Raw genomic sequence first — 16,432 nt, 5'->3', positions numbered from 1 at the left:
CGCCGCAGACCGGTAATCCTAGAAACGGCAGTTGACCGCTTCGATGCACCAGAAAAGCCTTTCAAGTCTTAACCGTCACCGCTTCTATCCGCTTCACCGTTTAGGTGAGGCCGCTACGCACCCGATTGCACGGCGGGCGGGCCGCCTGGCGGCGTTGCTCCTTCTTGCGGGGGACGGCCCCGCGGCGGCGTCGCGCCTTGCCAGCCGTCCCGCCCGCCGCACACTCGGACGCGTCCAACTGCCGTTTCTAGGATAATTCCAATAATAAGGAGCACCTGATGAGTGATACGACCAGCGATTCGCCGGAAAAGACGGGTGAAGTCACCGCTTGGCACAATATTTCGGCGGAACAGTCGATAGAACGCCTGGAGACCGACCGGCGGCATGGGCTTTCCGAAGCCGAAGTCCGCGAGCGGCTGGCACGCTTCGGCCCGAACCGCCTGCCGCCGGCCCGCAAGCGCAGCGCCCTGCTGCGCCTACTGTCGCAGTTCAACAATCTGCTGATTTACGTTCTTCTCGCGGCGGCGACAGTCACCCTGCTGCTGGGAGATTACGTGGACACCGCCGTGATCGTGGCCGTCGTGGTGCTCAATGCCTTTATCGGCTTCATTCAGGAGGGCAAGGCCGAAGCGGCTATCGAGGCGGTGCGAAACCTGTTGTCGCCCTCCGCCGCGGTGCTGCGGGAAGGGCGCAGAATGACGGTTCCGGCCGAACAATTGGTGCCGGGCGACCTGGTGCTGCTGCAATCCGGCGATAAAGTGCCGGCGGACCTGCGCCTGGTCGAGGTCCGGAGCCTGCGCATCGATGAAGCGGTGCTTACCGGCGAATCGGTGCCGGTAGAGAAATCCGCGGCGCCGGTGGCTCCCGATGCGCCGGTGGGCGATCGGCTGTGCATGGCCCATTCCGGCACTCTAGTGACATACGGACAAGGCATAGGCGTGGTGGCCGCCACCGGCACGGCCACCGAAATCGGCCGCATCAGCACGATGCTGGCGGAGGTCGGCGCTTTGGCCACGCCGCTGCTCAAAAAGATCGAGCAGTTCGCCCGGTGGCTGACCGCCATCATCTTGGGCTCGGCCGCGGCGACTTTTGCTTTCGGCTGGCTGACCCGCGGTCTAGGGCTGGAAGAGATGTTCATGGCGGCGGTGAGCCTGGCGGTCGCGGCGATCCCGGAAGGCTTGCCGGCTATCGTCACCATCACATTGGCGGTCGGCGTGCAGCGCATGGCGCAGCGGAACGCCATCCTGCGCAAGCTGCCGGCGGTGGAAACCCTGGGTTCGGTCACCGTGATCTGCTCCGACAAGACCGGTACTCTGACCCGCAACGAAATGACCGTGCAGACGTTGGCGACGGCCGAAGACGAAATTCAGGTGAGCGGCGCCGGTTACAGTCCGCAGGGCGGCTTCAGCCGGGGCGATGCCGAAGTATTCGCGGCGGATTTGCCCCACCTCTTGGATCTGGCCCGTGCCGGGCTGCTGTGCAACGACGCGGCCCTCCACGAGGAGGACGGAACCTGGCGCCTGGAAGGAGACCCCACCGAGGGCGCTCTGGTGACCTTGGCGTACAAGGCCGGATTGAATCCCGCGTTCGAGCAGGAAGCCCTGCCGCGCATCGACGCCATCCCTTTCGAATCGCAGCACCGCTTCATGGCCACTCTGCACCGCGACCATTCCGGCCATGGATTGATCTTCCTGAAAGGGGCGCCGGAAGTCGTGCTGGAACGCTGCAATCGGCAGCGCCGCGAAGGACAGGACGAGCCTATCGACCCCGCGCTTTGGCACCGAAGAACGACCGAGATCGCCGCCCGCGGCCAGCGGCTTCTGGCGCTCGCCATAAAGCCTTTGACCGAACCGCCCGGATCCCTGACCTTCGAAGACACCGAAGGCGGCTTCACCCTGCTCGGGGTGGTCGGCATGATCGACCCGCCGCGGCCGGAAGCGGTGGATGCCGTGGCCCGCTGCCAAAGTGCCGGCATAAGGGTCAAGATGATTACCGGCGACCATGCCGCGACCGCCAGCGCGGTGGGCACGCAGCTCGGCATCGGCGACGGCGCGCGGGCATTGACCGGCGCGGAGATCGAGAAGCTCGACGACGAGGCTCTGCGTAACCAGGCTAGGGAGGTCGAGGTGTTCGCGCGAGCCAGTCCGGAACACAAGCTGCGCCTGGTGAGAGCCTTGCGTGAGGAAGGCCACGTGGTATCGATGACCGGCGACGGCGTGAACGACGCCCCGGCGCTCAAGGCCGCCGACATCGGCGTGGCCATGGGGCAGCGGGGTACCGAGGCCGCCAAGGAAGCCGCCGAAATGGTGCTGGCCGACGACAATTTCGCGACCATTGCCACGGCCGTGGAGGAAGGGCGTACGGTTTACGATAACTTGCGCAAGACCATCCTGTTCACCATGCCCACGAACGGCGGCGAAGGCGGGGTGATCATCATTGCGATCCTCCTGGGTACGGAGCTACCCGTCACCCCTCTGCAAATCCTCTGGATCAATCTGGTGACGGCAGTGACTCTGGCGCTGACCCTGGCCTTCGAACCGCCGGAAGGCGATTTGATGCAACGTCCGCCGCGTCCGCCCCGCGAACCGCTGGTGACGCGTTACATGCTGTGGAGGATCGCCTACGTCTCGCTGCTTCTGGTCGGAGCGACCCTGGGACTGTACAAATGGGAAATCGGCCAAGGCTCGTCGGTGGAGTTGGCGCGCACCGCGGCGGTCAACGCATTGGTTGCCGGTGAACTGGTCTATCTGATCAACAGCCGCTTCTTCCTGGCTCCGAGCCTTTCGTTGCGCGCCTGGTTCGGCAATCGATACGCCATTCTGGCCATTGTCATATTGATCGGTTTGCAGTTGGTGTTCACCTATGCGCCGTTCATGCAGAGCGCCTTCGGTGCCCGCGATCTGAGCGGCGAAGCGTGGCTCCGGATTGCTGGCGCGGCCTTGGCGGTTTTCCTGGTCGTCGAGCTGGAAAAAGCGGTCGTTCGCCGGCTCAGGAAACCGGTATTGGGCAAGCCCGTGCGGCCCGTGGCGCCGGAGATCCGACCGGCGCGCCTTTGGGATCGGGCCGCTGCGGTGTTGGCCGGCCTGTTCGGGCTTGTCCTGCTTTGGCAGCTGTTGGAGGTTTCGGTACGCCTTTACGCCTTGGCGGCGGGTGCCCAAGTCGGTCCGATTACGACTATCGGAATGATTCTCGCGGTTTTCGCCGCCTTGTTGTCCTTGGTGTTGATCGTAGAGGCACTGCTCGGCATCAAAGCGAATAAGGGATCGTTGACGGCGCTGAAATTGCTGATTCCGGCGCTGCTTCTGGCCGTCGCTTGGCACGCGCCGCTGTATCCGTTCGAACCATGGCACCTTCCTTGGCTGCTCGCGGCGAGCACGACGCTGGTCGTCTTGGGAATCGCTTATCTGATCCTGTCGCTGATGGTTCGCCGGACCGGCCCGCCCGATAGCCTCTAATCCCGATCGGCATTCGAGTGAACATTACATAGGCGGGTTAGCCCCTCGGCTCCGCTCGGGACAGGCCCTTCGACGGAGCTCAGGACAGGCCCTTCGACAGGCTCAGGACAGGCCCTTCGACAGGCTCAGGACAGGCTCCGCGTAGCCCACCGACCCGTCGACTTGGCTCAGGACAGGTCCGAGGTCGCTTGGTGGGTTACGGCGCACGCGAAGCACAGTGATCGGCGGTCGGTCAGTGCTGATGTGCGCCTAACCCACCATCGATGGGTTTTGCTTCGCTCTACCCATCCTACAAAATGAATGCCTGATTGAACGCGATTTGGAATAACTATCGGCGATCCGCAACGCGCGTGTCAGTGTCCGGGGATCGCACGATCAGCATTTCATCGCCGCCTCTCTGAAACTCGTAGGGCACCTTGACGGTCGCGATCCGGTAACCTTCGGTGGTCAGTTGCGCCACTACGCCTTCGAGATGGCGCGATCTGACCGCGCCGAGTTCCAGCAGGGGGAAGACGCGGACCTCCGCTGCCACGCGGCAAAGCTCGCGCAGGGACTGCAAGTGGAATGCCGCGTCGAAATGAGCGCTGTAGAGAAACAGAAAGTGCGAGCACAATGCGAGGTCGAAGGACCGCTCGGCAAAAGGCAAACACGGAAGCTCGGCGTCGATATACCGTCCCTCGCGTTGTCCCTCGGGGTAATCCGCCAGGAACGCACGCATAGCGCGCAGGCGCATTTCGCCGAGTTCATCGACGGAGCGGATATGCGACCAGACGAATTCGTCGGCATTCTTGCGTGTCTGCTCGATCACGAGGGGAAAAGTGTCGTCTATGCGAGAGGAAATCTCCCGTGCCGTAAACCGATAGAGCGGATCGACCGAGACCACCCCGCCGCCATGTGCCGTCAGCTCCGCATTAAAGCTGGCGGGACCGTCTCCGCAGCCGAGTATTCTTCTTCCGAGTTCGTGCGGTTTCAATGCAAACATCGCGACATATTCGTCGAAAGAGCGTCCCCACGGAACGACTTGATCAAGGTGAAAAGCCATTCACGCTATCCTTTCAAATCCGATGATGCAATTGATCGATCGTACGGGTGACGAGAGCATCCGTAAAGCTGTGAAGCTGATCGCTTCTGTCAGCGATGAGGTTCACCGGCGCGTTCCGGCTGATGGACGACTTCCATAATACGCACTTTGAGAAGCCCGCCCCCGGGACTGGGCCATTCGATCTGGTCCCCCGCGGAAAGGCCCAGCAGCGCGCCGCCCACCGGGGCGAGAATGGAAATCTTGTCCCCTTTGGTATCGATATCCTTGGGATAAACCAGTGTCCGGGAAAATTCCTGTCCCGTCGACTCGATGGTGAAGCGAACCGTCGAGTTCATGGTTACCACGGACGGCGGCACATTCTGCGGATCGACCACCTCGGCGCGTTCGAGCTCCGCTTGCAAATCGGCCTTACCGGGGAAAGCTTCTGCCGGAAGCGAATCGAGCAGGTCTTCCAGCCGTTCCAAGTCCGTTGACGAAACGATAATGTTGGGCTTTCTCTCCATTGATGTGTCCTCGTCATCCGGAGCAACATAGATGAATCAGCGCCCTGAACAGGCGAATCGTTAAAAAAGCGGTATCTTGCGTCACCGACACTCCTGGCCGGCCCGATCCTTCAGCATACGCGCGAATGTGGTCTCCACATAAATATTGAGACCGCGAACGATGTAGTCGTTCCGCGTTGGAGGCTGCGGGTACAAGTTATTTCACCAAAGAGTGAATGCAAAATTCGTTTCGGTCGATCGGAAAGCGTCATCGTGCCTAATACCATCGGCCGCCGGCCGATGATTATCGGTGAAGTACCGCTTACGCCACGATTGTCTAAAAGTTGTGCCGATTGGAAATCGGAAATGGAATTATGAGGTGAAAGATGAAACGCATCATTATGGCTATTTCCTTGTTGACGACGTTCGTTTTGAGTGGCGTAGGCTTTGCTCAAACGGAGCCGGAACACATAAAACACGTAAGAGAAGCACGCCAGCATGTGACCATGGCTGTGACGGAGGGCGAAAAGGGCGATGCGAAGGCACTCGTGCAACATGCCCAGACCGGCTTGGACCATGTCAGAATGGCGCAGAAGGAAAAACAGCTTGCTGATCTGGATAAGGCTGCCACAAGTCTGGAAGGTGCGATTAGTCAAGGCCAAGCAGGCGATGTGAAAAAAGCAACCGAACAGGCTAAAGAGTCGGTTGAATATCTTGATGCGGTACTAAGCGGGCTCGGTGGATAAACCGGTAGCTTGCGACGAGTTATCACGGGCGCGTCGGCGGTGATTCAAAACGCCGACGTTGCTCTGAAGTCTTCGTTCGTGGCACTGGTTACAGGCGGTACCGAATTGGCGTATCCCGCCGAAGTTCGCCGCAGCCTACACTGAAGCTTTTCTGAAAGGGAAGTCCGCCTTCGGTATTTTTCAGGAATTTCTTGAGTAGAAAAGGTACCTCGCGGGGCTGCATTTCCGGGCTAAGTACATTCAGGGAAGTCTTGCAGCATAGGCAACCTGCAGGACAACCCCGCCAATCAAGCCAATCTGTCGAGATTCCACAAATATTTGCGGAATGTACTTAGAGCCTATCCCAATAGGCCGGTGGCTCGCCAGGTGATGATGCCCAGTGTCAGATGCAACAGAGCGAGATAGGTATCCGCCCGCTTTTCCCAGCGGATGAGAATGCGCCGAAAGCGGTTCATCCAACTGTGCGTGCGCTCTACGACCCAGCGCCGCGCTGCGAATCCCGCGTCCCGCTTGATCGCTTGGGCCTCCTCGCCGCGGGTTCGAAGGTGGGCCGTGAACCCGAACGCGTGGACAATATCCCGCACCTCGTCATAGTCATACCCTTTATCCAAACATAATCCTTGGGGCTGTTCCGGGGTCGGTTCGGGCCGCTGGGCTTGAACCGCCGCCAGCGTCGAACGGACCAGTTTCATGTCGTGGCGGTTGGCACCCTCGACCACTACGGCCAGTGGGATTCCATCCGCCTCGGTCAACAGGCTGCGCTTGACCCCCTGTTTGCCCCTGTCCGTCGGATTTGGCCCCGTTTTTTTGTGCCGGCCAGGGGCGCCTTGGTCGTGGCGCCATCCAGGGATAGCCAACTCCAGTCGATGCCCTTGAGCCGCTCGTATTCGAGCAACCCCTCCTGCCAGAAACGCTCGAAAATACCCGCCTCAACCCATTCCAGGAACCGGCGGTGGGCACTACTGCTGGAGCAGATCCCCGTCGCATTCAGGGCATTCCATTGACACCCGGTACGCAGGACGAACACAATCGCATTCATCGCCACACGGTCGTCGACCCGGCGACGATGACATCCCAGGGGATGCGGCTTGGGCACGTGCACCGGAAGCAGGGGTGACATCTTTTCCCATAAGGCGTCGGGAATCCGCCAGCCATCGTCTTCGGTAATGAGTCCCATGGGTCTTCTCCTCGGTTACCGGTTAAAGACGCTTATTATCGCCTATTGGGATAGGCTCTTAGAGCATTTTCATACCTAGTGTACGGGAACTCGCGCGTAGGTCGGGAATCCATTCCCGACGCAGCGGGTTCGTCGGCAAAGGATTGCCGACCTACGAAAGCTTGATTCGATCTATCCTGGCCGAAGGCGCCAACGACTCCTGCCAGGACTGTTTTGCCCTACGAGCGAGATTAAAACGCTCTAGCACTATTCGCTGCCAACCCGAAACTGCCTACTGATCCGATTCAATTCGCAAATACAGAATCGAACCCGTTTCCAGAACCAGAGAAACAACTAAGCCGACGAGCCTGGTTGCGGAGAATAACGCCCTCAATATCCGCATAAAATGCATCGAATATCTTGCATCTGCAGAGAATGCTGCCCATAATCGCCGCATGCAAAGCGGAGATTACACTTACATCTGGCAAGCCAACGATTGGCCCAAATGGCGCTATGACCTAGCGGTGCTCGCTGGTCCTTTAGCGGACGTCAGTCGCGCCCAAGGGCTGTTGATGGGACGTCTGGCCGATGTTGGCATGGCATTGCGTGACCAGGCCAGCCTAGCTGCGCTCACCGAGGATGTGGTCAAGACCAGCGAGATCGAGGGCGAACAGCTCAACGTCGAGTCTGTCCGATCCTCCATCGCCCGCCGTCTTGGCGTAGATATCGGTGCCCTGGCTCCGGTGGACCGTCACGCCGAAGGTGTGGTCGAGATGGTGCTTGACGCCACGGCCAACCGCGATGCTCCAGTCACACGGGCGAGATTGTTCGGTTGGCACGCTGCGCTCTTTCCAACCGGGTACTCCGGCCTCGCCCGGATCAAGGTCGGCGGGTGGCGCGACGATGCCGGCGGCCCGATGCAGGTAGTGTCCGGCCCCATCGGCCGCCAGCGGGTGCATTTCGAGGCGCCCCCGGCGGATTGCCTGGAAAGCGAGACAGGACGTTTTCTCGGCTGGTTAAATGGCGAAACCGGCGAGCTGCCGCTCATCAAGGCGGGACTCGCTCACTTGTGGTTCGTCACCTTGCATCCATTCGACGACGGCAACGGTCGTATCGCCCGTGCCATTGGCGACCTGCTGCTCGCGCGCGCCGACGGCAGCCCGCAGCGTTTCTATAGCCTGTCGGCGCAGATTCAGCGGGAACGCACAGCCTACTACGACATCCTGGAGCGCACCCAGAAAGGTACGCTTGATGTTACCAAGTGGCTCCTCTGGTTCCTGGACACCTTGTATAGAGCCGTCAATCAGGCGCAGCTCGCTCTCGATGCTGTAATAACCAAGGCGCGCTTCTGGCAGCGCTTCGCGGGCACGCCGATGAACGAGCGACAGGTGAAATTGCTCAACCGGTTGCTCGACGGCTTCGAAGGCAAGCTCACCAGCCGTAAGTGGGCGGCGATTGCCAAGTGTTCGCAGGACACGGCCTTACGCGATATCAACGAACTGTTGGCACGCAGCGTATTGCGCAGGTCCGCAGCGGGCGGGCGCAGCACCAGCTACGAGTTGAGCGGACCGCTGGTGGACGATCGCACATGAGTAAATCCCTGAACGACGACAAAACCACAAGCAGTGATCCCGCCGAAACCGCTTTCCTGAATCTGCTCGGCCAAGATATCGCAGCCCGTCGAGAACGGCTGCAGACGGTCGATACTGACCTGGTTCGCCGCGTCCGATCGCTGGTTCGGGAGCTTGATTGAGCTAGGAAACCGCTGAATAAAACCAAATTGGTCGACAGGGCGGCATGAATGAGCGTGGCGCCCACCATCGTGCCGCCTTTGAGCAAAAGACCTTGCTGTTCCAGCACATCGTTGATGGTGTTCATCAGCTTGGCAGTCAACTCGTGCCGCTCCAGCAAGCGACGGAAGTTGAGGATGGTCGTTTCATCCGGCAGCGCGTCTTCCACGAGTTCCAGCCCGGCGAACCGCCGCATCGACTCAATCTCGTACAAGGCGTCTTCCATGCCCGGATCGGACAGCGCATACCACTGCCGCAGAAAGTAGATCCGCAACATCGTCGCCAGCGGCATCGGTTGACGCCCCCGGCGTCCGGCTTTGGGGTAATGCGGCTCAATGACCGCCAACAGCGCCTCCCAGGGCATCACCTGGTCCATTTCGGCCAGGAATTTCTCCCGCCGGGTCTGTTTTTTCTTGGCATCAAACGTCAACGAGGCAAAGCTGGCTTGTTTTATCAAGTCACCACTCCAGTAGCCTGGGGCAAGCTTGCCATGGCGATTTATTCAGAGATTCCCTAAGAATCAGAAATCAAAAATATCGGCAGAAATATCAAAATCAGTTCTTGCGTCTCGTTGATCCAAATATCTATACCTGGCTTTGTGATAGTTTTGTGACGAATAATTTGACCGCCACGCAGTTTTCGTAACATTGGCTTCAATACCATTTTTGTTCCTTAATACTCGCGTCATATTTAAATTAAATGACAATCGGATTGCGGTTCCGTTTTAAATCGCCGGATTGCAATTCCGATTACCTAGAGTCCGTATCCCAACATCGCCCTAGTGTTCACCGGTTTTGTCGCCAACTGCTGGTATTAGCTTGGGCTGTCCCTTCAAAGTCAGATCATCGTTACATCAAACTGCAACAATAACACTATCAAATTTGTAACAATTCCTCTTTATAGTGTCGAAGCTTCACCAATATATTCCGCCCTTAAAAACTGGACTGGCGCTTGGTGAAAACATCTATATACAAAGAAACCGTTTTTTTACAAGAGTGTCAGTATGAGCCATATCGAAAATCGTACGCTTAACTTCACTCCGAAGTTATTTGCCAATTGGGCTCACGTCGCCCGTTCTGACTCGGTTTCGAGTTTTATCCGCGGAATTCTTTTGAGTCTGTCAGGAACTCTGTTCCTTCAGTATTCAATGCTCGCAAATGCCGATATGCGCCCGCCGACGCCCGGTATCGAGGCGCTCGATATCGAACGGAAGGCGGACGAAATCCAGGCCGGCTACATCGGCGAATTCCGAAAGATGACCTTGACCCTGATCAATGCGGAAGGCCAGGAATCCCAGAGGAAATTGGATTTCTGGGGGCATGAGGAACCGGATAGGCACGACAAGACACTCGTAAGGTTCTCCTTTCCGCCGGATATCAAGGATACCGCTCTGCTTACCTATGAAAAGGGCGCCGAAGACGACGATCAATGGCTGTACTTGCCGGCACTCAAGCGGGCCAAGCGGATTGCATCCTCCAACAAAAGCGGCTCTTTCATGGGGTCTGAATTTGCCTATGAAGATCTCGTAGTCCGTCAATTCGAAAAGTACAACTTCAAGTATCTCGGTGACGATACGGTTGATGGAAAAGACTGCTATGTCATGGAGCGGACGCCGAAAAACTCAAACTCGGGATATTCGAAGATTATTAGATGGCGCTATAAGGACAATTTGCAAGAGGCAAAAAGCCAGTATTTCGATCGAAAAGGGGAGCTTATCAAAGAGCGTTTCCTTGAGGGGCATCACCAAGTTGAGGGAATCTGGCGCTCCAAAAAAATTACGGTCAGAAACGTTCAAACCAAGAAAGCATCAACGCTTAGCTTTGACGAAATCAAGCTGAAAATTCCCACCGATGCGAGCATGTTTACGGTTCGGGGGCTTGAATCGCCGCGTTGAAATAGAGTCTTGGGCATTTCTATAAAACCGGTAAACAAGAAGAGTTGTACTTCGGACAATGCCGTTAAATTAAGGCGAATGACGTCACCCCGGCAGGGAAGGGTGGCTTCGGTGCTCCAATCGCAAACGGTCATCCCAGGAGCGCTGGGATGACCCTTCCAATCGCAAACGGCCTGGCCGGGAGCGCCGGCCACGCCCTTCCCGAAGACACCGTTTGCGATTGGAATGCCGGGGTCCAGAAGCCATGGATGGCAGAGGCGTGTCACTTCCCTGTGCTCTGGATTCATGCCGCACAGTCCCTGTGCGGCACCCTACGGGCGCTTCGCGTGCAAATCGGCCATCCTGCCGATTTGTCCGGCACAAATTTGCCAGGAGCAAATTTGGACGTGCGGAGCACGGTCCGTAGGACGAACCCCAGGGATGGGGTGAGCAATCCCTGCCGGAAGGGGCGTTCTGGCGCTCCCAGAACGACCGTTTGCGATTGGAATGACGGCTTAACTTAAGGAAACTCTGAATAAGTCCCTGGCCCCGATAAAATAACGCCCAACGTCCAATTTTCGACAGGTCGATACCAGATGAAGCAACTCGGACTCAGTGCCACCGTGTTTGTGAAGAAACCGAAGCTGACCAAGCGTCAGAAATTTCTCCAGGACATGGAGCAGGTGATTCCTTGGGGGTTGTGGACGAGCCGGATTGCGCCGTACTACCCGACGGCCGGCCGGGGCAGGCGTCCCTTTCCTTTGGAGACGATGTTGCGCATCCACCTGATGCAGCACTGGTTCGGCTACTCCGATCCGGCGATGGAAGAGGCGCTGCATGACATTCCGATGCTACGCGAGTTTGCCGGGCTGGATGCGGGCGAGGACGCCATGCCGGATGAAACCACGATCCTCAAGTTCCGGCGCCTGTTGGAAACCCATCAGATGGCGCAAACCCTATTCGATGAAACGGCGGCACTATTGGCGGAAAAGGGCTTATTGTTGCGTCAAGGGACCATCGTGGATGCCACCCTGATCGCCGCCCCGCCGTCCACGAAGAACCGCGAGCGGAAGCGGGATGGCGAGATGAGTTCGACCAAGAAGGGTAACAATTACCACTTTGGCATGAAGGCGCACATCGGCGTGGATGCTGATTCAGGCTTGGTGCACACGATGGAAGTCACCACCGCCAAGGTGGCGGACGGGGTCATGACCGATGCCCTGTTGCACGGCGAGGAGCAGGTCGTCCTGGGCGATCGGGCCTATACCCGCAAGGACCGCAATCTGGAGGTCGAACGCCAGGAGGGCGAGCCGGTCTGGGCGTTTCCCTTCAAGCGTAAGAAGGGCGAGGACTTGCCTGCGGAACAAGCGCTTCACAACCGCATGCTGGCCGCGCTGCGGGCGGTGGTCGAACACCCATTCCGGATCGTCAAACGCCAATTCGGCTATACCAAGGTCCGGTACCGGGGACTCTTCAAAAACGGGCAGCAACTCTACCTGCTGTTTGCCCTCGGCAATCTCTACCAGGTGCGGGAGGAGTTGATGGCGGCCTAGGGATCAATCCGTGCATCGTCCCGGAAAACCGGGGGCGAGGGGCGGAAAGAGCGCCGATAGCGGGCGCCAATTGGGGAGGGAAAAACGACCTTTTTCGGCTGGTAGCCCCGGCCGGTTTATCGGAGCCACCAATAAAACGCACTTATTCAGAGCTTCCTTAACGGCATTGGTACTTTGGACGGACGTTAGTTACTCCAGCGATCTGGCCAACTTTCCTTGGTCTTGCCAAAGGTAATTGAGCGTCTGTTAAAAACCTCCGATCGAGAATATACCTAACGAAAGCATCGGATGGCTGAAACTCTATTTTGCACGGAAAAGACCATGCCCTTTCAGCAGGCTTTTTCAGCAAGTGCAGGATTTGGAATTGAATTAGGGGCATTCTTGTTAAAGCTGCTAATAACTGCTTTTGGGTTTTATTTGATGTTGTCACCGGAATTTGGGTTTTGTGAGGGCGAAACCAGTTCAGAAGGTCTATCCGGGATCGGTTCTTGGATGGAAAAGCTGAATATTGCGGGCAGCTTCGATTACGAGACTTATCAGTATCCTGAAACGCCTCTTTTTCCTGGGCAGATCGAGCAGAATCACGCATTACGACTCGACTTTCGATCGGAAGTAAGCATTGGAGAAAACTGGCGCGCCGCTATAGCGCCGTTTGCTCGCTATGACTTCATGGATGATCGACAAAATACTATTCGCCTCAACGAAGCGTGGGTCGAATACAGCACAGAAAACTGGGATTTTAGGATTGGAAATCAGATTTTCACCTGGGGCCAGATGGAGAGCGTAAACCGAATAGACGTACTCAATCCTAGGGACTTTCGGGACGATGTGATCGAGCCGAGCAAAATCGGTATACCTGCGGCTCTATTCCGTTGGAAATTCGATAACAGCGATATCAGTGCGTATTCGATTCCCTACTACATTCCCGACAGCTTTCCGGGGCCGGACAACTTCTACAGTCTCAGTGGCGGTGCTCCGATTCGCGAACCGGCGGAACGATTCGAGGACCAGTGGGCGATCCGCTACTTCTATGCAGGCGACGGCTTCGATTTTGCCTTGAGTTGGGCGAACGTCATCGAAAGGCTGCCGATTTTCGATATGAACGAGGCGGGGACGAAGTTGATCGGGACCCCCTACAAATCCAACCGCCTCGGTTTTGAATTCACCAAAGTTATCGAGAGCCTGATCGTCAAGGGAGAGGGATTCTATCGCTTTCCCGAGACCGAACTGCTTGCGCCGGGATTCTTTTACACCGCGGGGTTGGAATACACCTTTCCCGCGATTGTCGGCCTATCCGATTTGACGCTGTTTACCGAATATTTCGGGAAAGTCGGTGATGGGCAAGTCAGATTCCAGATACTCGAGAACAGCCTTTTCACCGGTTTTCGTTTGACGGTCAACGACCTGGCCCGTCAGGAGTTCGAGGTCGGGGCCATAAACAATTTTAGGCCGGCCGGCACCTGGCTCGTGCGAGCCCGATATGCCCGCGACATCGTCGAGCAGCTCCGGTTCGAGGTGACGTATACGGACTCTTTCGGGTTTTTCGTTTTCCCGGATCAGGACGAAGACGGTGACGGCGCCTTTCGGGTGCGGCTGAGATACAGTTTTTAATTCAATTTTCGGCGGGATGCTATGCGTGAGAAGAAACTGGTAACGGCTTACGCCAACTGGGTCATCAGGAACCGGATCTGGGTGATCCTGGCGAGCCTTGCCGTGATCGTCTTTCTGGGCGGGTTTCTGGGGCGACTGTCCTTCGACTCGAACTATCGCATCTGGTTCGACGAGGAGGATCCCTATCTAAAAAGCTACGATCTTTTCGTCAAGGAGTTCGGCCACGATGATATGTTCGTCGTGGCGTTCGAAGAGCCGCAGGGGATTCTTCAGCCGAAGCCCCTCGAAACCATCCAGCGTCTTACCGACAAATTCTGGCACGTGGCCGGCGTGATCCGGGTGGATTCGCTTTCCAACTTCCAGGCGTTGCGGGGCGATGCCGAAGGCTTCAGCGCCGAGGCCCTGTTCCCGAGCGACAAGCCGGTCACCCCGGAGCGTATCGCGGCAGCCCGGAGTTATATCGACCAGGACCCGCTGGTGACCGGTTCTCTGATCTCCCCGGATCGGAAAGTTGGCATCATTCGAGCGCGTATCGCGCCGGTCGCCGTGACGCCCGAGTTGCCGGCGAAGGTCTACAACCAGTTGATGCAAATCCTGGACGAGGAGAAAGCCCGGAGCGGCTACGAGTTTTACCTAGCCGGCGGTCCCATCACCGACCAGGCTTTCGACCAGGTGGCGCAGAAGGATATGGGATTCCTGGTCCCGCTGTTGCTGGTCATTCTGGGCGTGGTGTGGTTCATCCTGTTCCGCTCGATCCTCGGAGTCCTGCTGTCCCTCGGCATCTCTCTCCTGAGCGTGATCGGCGCCATGGGCCTTACCGGACTCGTGGGCCATAAACTGAACGTGGTCACCACCACGACGCCGCAGTTGCTCATCGGTATCGCCGTGGCGGGCTGCGTCCATATGGCGGCGATGTTCGTCAAAGCCAAGCGCAACGGTCTGAATTCCAGGGACGCCGTCAAGGAGTCGCTGCGGATCAATCTGAGCGCGATTGTCATGACCTCGGTCACGACGGCGATCGGTTTCTTCTCCTTCTATTTCACGGCCACCATCATTCCTCTCAAGCTGTTCGGTTTCGAGGCCGGCTGCGGCACTTTGCTGATTCTGTTCCTGACTCTGACCCTGCTGCCGGCGCTGTTGAGTTTCTTCCCGGAAAAGACGCCGCGTCCCGTCTTCGATTCCGAGTGGTTCAAGGGTTTTCTGGATCGGCTGCGTTGGGCGTCCATACACCGCAGCAGGCAGGTGGTCCTGGGCTGGCTCGTCTTCATCGGCATCTTTGCGGCTTTCCTGCCGATGCTCACGGTCGATTCCAATCCGGTGTCCTATTTCCGCTCCAGCTTCTGGTTCGCCGAATCGGTCCATTTCCTGGAGGAGAAGGGCTCGGGCGGGGCGGTGTACGAGCTGGTCGTACGCGGCAAAGGCCCGGATTCCATCAAGACCGTGGAGTATATGCGCGACCTGGATGCCTTCACGCAGTACCTGGCCCAGGAAGCGCCGGGCGGGCTGAGCAACGTCTACTCCCTGTCCACCGTGCTGCGCAATGTCAATCGCGCCCTGCACGAGGACGATCCCAGTTTCCATACCCTTCCCGATGACAACGATTCGATCGCCCAATATTTGTTCCTCTACAGCCTCTCGGTGCCGGTGGGTCAGGACATCAACGACCGTTTCAACGTCGATTATTCCGCGAGCCGCGTGACTGTGATCCGCGCCCTGGTCCCGACCCGCGCCAGCCGCGAAAACATGGACATCATCAGCGACTGGGCGGCCAAGAATCTCAAGAACGTAAAGGTCGAGTTCACCGGCCGCGACGTGTTGTACACCAACATGGGCAACAATGTCTCGGACAGCCTCATCAGTTCATTCGCCGTGTCGGTGGTAGGGGTGACCGTTCTCATCGGCCTGCTGTTCCGTTCCTGGCAATTGGGCCTCGCCAGCACGCTGCCCAATTTTCTGCCCGTCCTCGTTGCCCTGGGGTTCATGGGCATGGCCGGCATCTACCTAGATATCGGCACCATCATGGTGGCGAGCATCGGTTACGGTATCGCCGTCGACGACACCATCCATTTCTTCAGCCATTACCGGGAGGCGCGGCGGGCCGGGCACACCGCGCGCGAGGCGATCGGGGAGGCGTTCTCCGACGTGGGCATTTCCATCACCTTCACCACGGCGGTGCTGGTTCTGGCGTTCTGCGTGTTTCTGTTCGGCGATTTCATGCCGAACGTTTACAAGGGCTTGCTGGTGGGCTTGTTCCTGGTCGTCGCCCTGGCGGCCGACCTGTCCATCACGCCGGCCGTCCTGTCCCTGATCGATAAGCCGCGCCGTCTCCTAGCCCGCATTTCTCACACCCCTCCTACTGCGGACGCCGATCCACTCGCTGTGGCGCACCGTACTCCCTCGCGCCGGCTCGACGTAGAGTCGGCTACGCCTTCGCCGCCGCTCGGTCCGTGCGGCACGCCACAGCGGCGTCTCGACGACCTCGCGACGAAGGGGTGCGAGAAATCCGGGCTAGCCGGGGCGAGCGAAAGCGATCCGGGGAAGGGCGGCTATGGCCACCCTGTTCCTTCCGCCGCCGACGCCGCCGGGCGCAGCGAGTTCACTGCCCTGGATGCCGACTATGCCGGAACAGGACACCCGCCGGTCGCTGGTGCCGGAGGGGGCACCGTGTTCACCGCGAGTCCAGCCGGGCGCATGGGTGAAAACTCGAATTGACGCTGTCGGAGA

11 protein-coding genes and 1 pseudogene are annotated in these 16,432 nt (G+C 58.2%); 8 read left to right on the top strand and 4 right to left on the bottom strand.

Annotated elements, in window-relative coordinates; translation table 11 throughout:
* The first annotated feature begins 278 nt into the window (after window positions 1–278).
* Window positions 279–3,455 (top strand): cation-transporting P-type ATPase, encoded by a 3,177-nt coding sequence (locus ACR2R1_RS06880; protein ID WP_434113264.1) that lies wholly within the window; start codon window positions 279–281, stop codon window positions 3,453–3,455.
* Window positions 3,456–3,783: 328 nt separating this feature from the next.
* Here ACR2R1_RS06880 and ACR2R1_RS06875 read toward each other — a convergent pair whose 3' ends face one another.
* Together ACR2R1_RS06875 and rnk are read right to left on the bottom strand one after the other, a co-directional pair.
* Window positions 3,784–4,497 (bottom strand): SAM-dependent methyltransferase, encoded by a 714-nt coding sequence (locus tag ACR2R1_RS06875; RefSeq protein WP_347258112.1) that lies wholly within the window; start codon window positions 4,495–4,497, stop codon window positions 3,784–3,786.
* An 89-nt stretch (window positions 4,498–4,586) separates the two neighbouring features.
* Entirely contained in the window at window positions 4,587–5,000 is a 414-nt protein-coding gene (gene rnk, locus ACR2R1_RS06870; protein WP_077732384.1) for a nucleoside diphosphate kinase regulator, read from the bottom strand.
* A gap of 365 nt (window positions 5,001–5,365) precedes the next feature.
* Between rnk and smbP the strand changes: the two genes are divergently transcribed.
* Window positions 5,366–5,725, top strand: coding sequence for a small metal-binding protein SmbP (smbP, locus tag ACR2R1_RS06865; protein ID WP_347258111.1), 360 nt, complete (start codon window positions 5,366–5,368; stop codon window positions 5,723–5,725).
* Window positions 5,726–6,063: 338 nt separating this feature from the next.
* Here the strand turns inward: smbP and ACR2R1_RS06860 are convergent.
* A protein-coding gene (locus tag ACR2R1_RS06860) for an IS5 family transposase (protein ID WP_139841180.1) occupies window positions 6,064–6,902 on the bottom strand; the annotation gives its coding sequence in 2 pieces (ribosomal slippage) (window positions 6,064–6,536 and window positions 6,536–6,902; 840 coding nt in all).
* A 434-nt stretch (window positions 6,903–7,336) separates the two neighbouring features.
* Here ACR2R1_RS06860 and ACR2R1_RS06855 point away from each other — a divergent pair.
* The gene (locus ACR2R1_RS06855; protein ID WP_434113261.1) at window positions 7,337–8,473 is read left to right on the top strand and encodes a Fic family protein; all 1,137 of its coding nucleotides are present in this window, start codon (window positions 7,337–7,339) and stop codon (window positions 8,471–8,473) included.
* Window positions 8,398–8,634: a type II toxin-antitoxin system PrlF family antitoxin gene (locus tag ACR2R1_RS06850; RefSeq protein WP_240502647.1), complete on the top strand. Its 237-nt coding sequence runs from the start codon at window positions 8,398–8,400 to the stop codon at window positions 8,632–8,634. The genes ACR2R1_RS06855 and ACR2R1_RS06850 overlap by 76 nt, the downstream gene beginning before the upstream one ends.
* Before the next feature lie 29 nt (window positions 8,635–8,663).
* Here ACR2R1_RS06850 and ACR2R1_RS06845 read toward each other — a convergent pair.
* Window positions 8,664–9,125: pseudogene (locus ACR2R1_RS06845) on the bottom strand (IS5 family transposase); the annotation flags it as partial.
* A 549-nt stretch (window positions 9,126–9,674) separates the two neighbouring features.
* Between ACR2R1_RS06845 and ACR2R1_RS06840 the strand changes: the two are divergent.
* From ACR2R1_RS06840 to ACR2R1_RS06825, 4 genes are all read left to right on the top strand, one after another.
* Entirely contained in the window at window positions 9,675–10,565 is an 891-nt protein-coding gene (locus ACR2R1_RS06840) for an outer membrane lipoprotein-sorting protein (RefSeq protein ID WP_156881631.1), read from the top strand.
* Between the two features lie 575 nt (window positions 10,566–11,140).
* Entirely contained in the window at window positions 11,141–12,097 is a 957-nt protein-coding gene (locus ACR2R1_RS06835) for an IS5 family transposase (RefSeq protein WP_434110401.1), read from the top strand.
* A 492-nt stretch (window positions 12,098–12,589) separates the two neighbouring features.
* The gene (locus ACR2R1_RS06830; protein WP_434113259.1) at window positions 12,590–13,708 is read left to right on the top strand and encodes a DUF1302 family protein; all 1,119 of its coding nucleotides are present in this window, start codon (window positions 12,590–12,592) and stop codon (window positions 13,706–13,708) included.
* Window positions 13,709–13,729: 21 nt separating this feature from the next.
* A complete protein-coding gene (locus tag ACR2R1_RS06825) occupies window positions 13,730–16,420 on the top strand; it encodes an efflux RND transporter permease subunit (protein WP_434113257.1) in 2,691 nt (896 codons plus the stop codon).
* Window positions 16,421–16,432: the final 12 nt, after the last annotated feature.

It is taken from the genome of Methylocaldum sp. GT1TLB (assembly GCF_051027445.1).
Classification (GTDB): domain Bacteria; phylum Pseudomonadota; class Gammaproteobacteria; order Methylococcales; family Methylococcaceae; genus Methylocaldum.
Note: the sequence above shows the minus strand (reverse complement) of the source record. Positions and strands in the feature narration are given on the sequence as shown.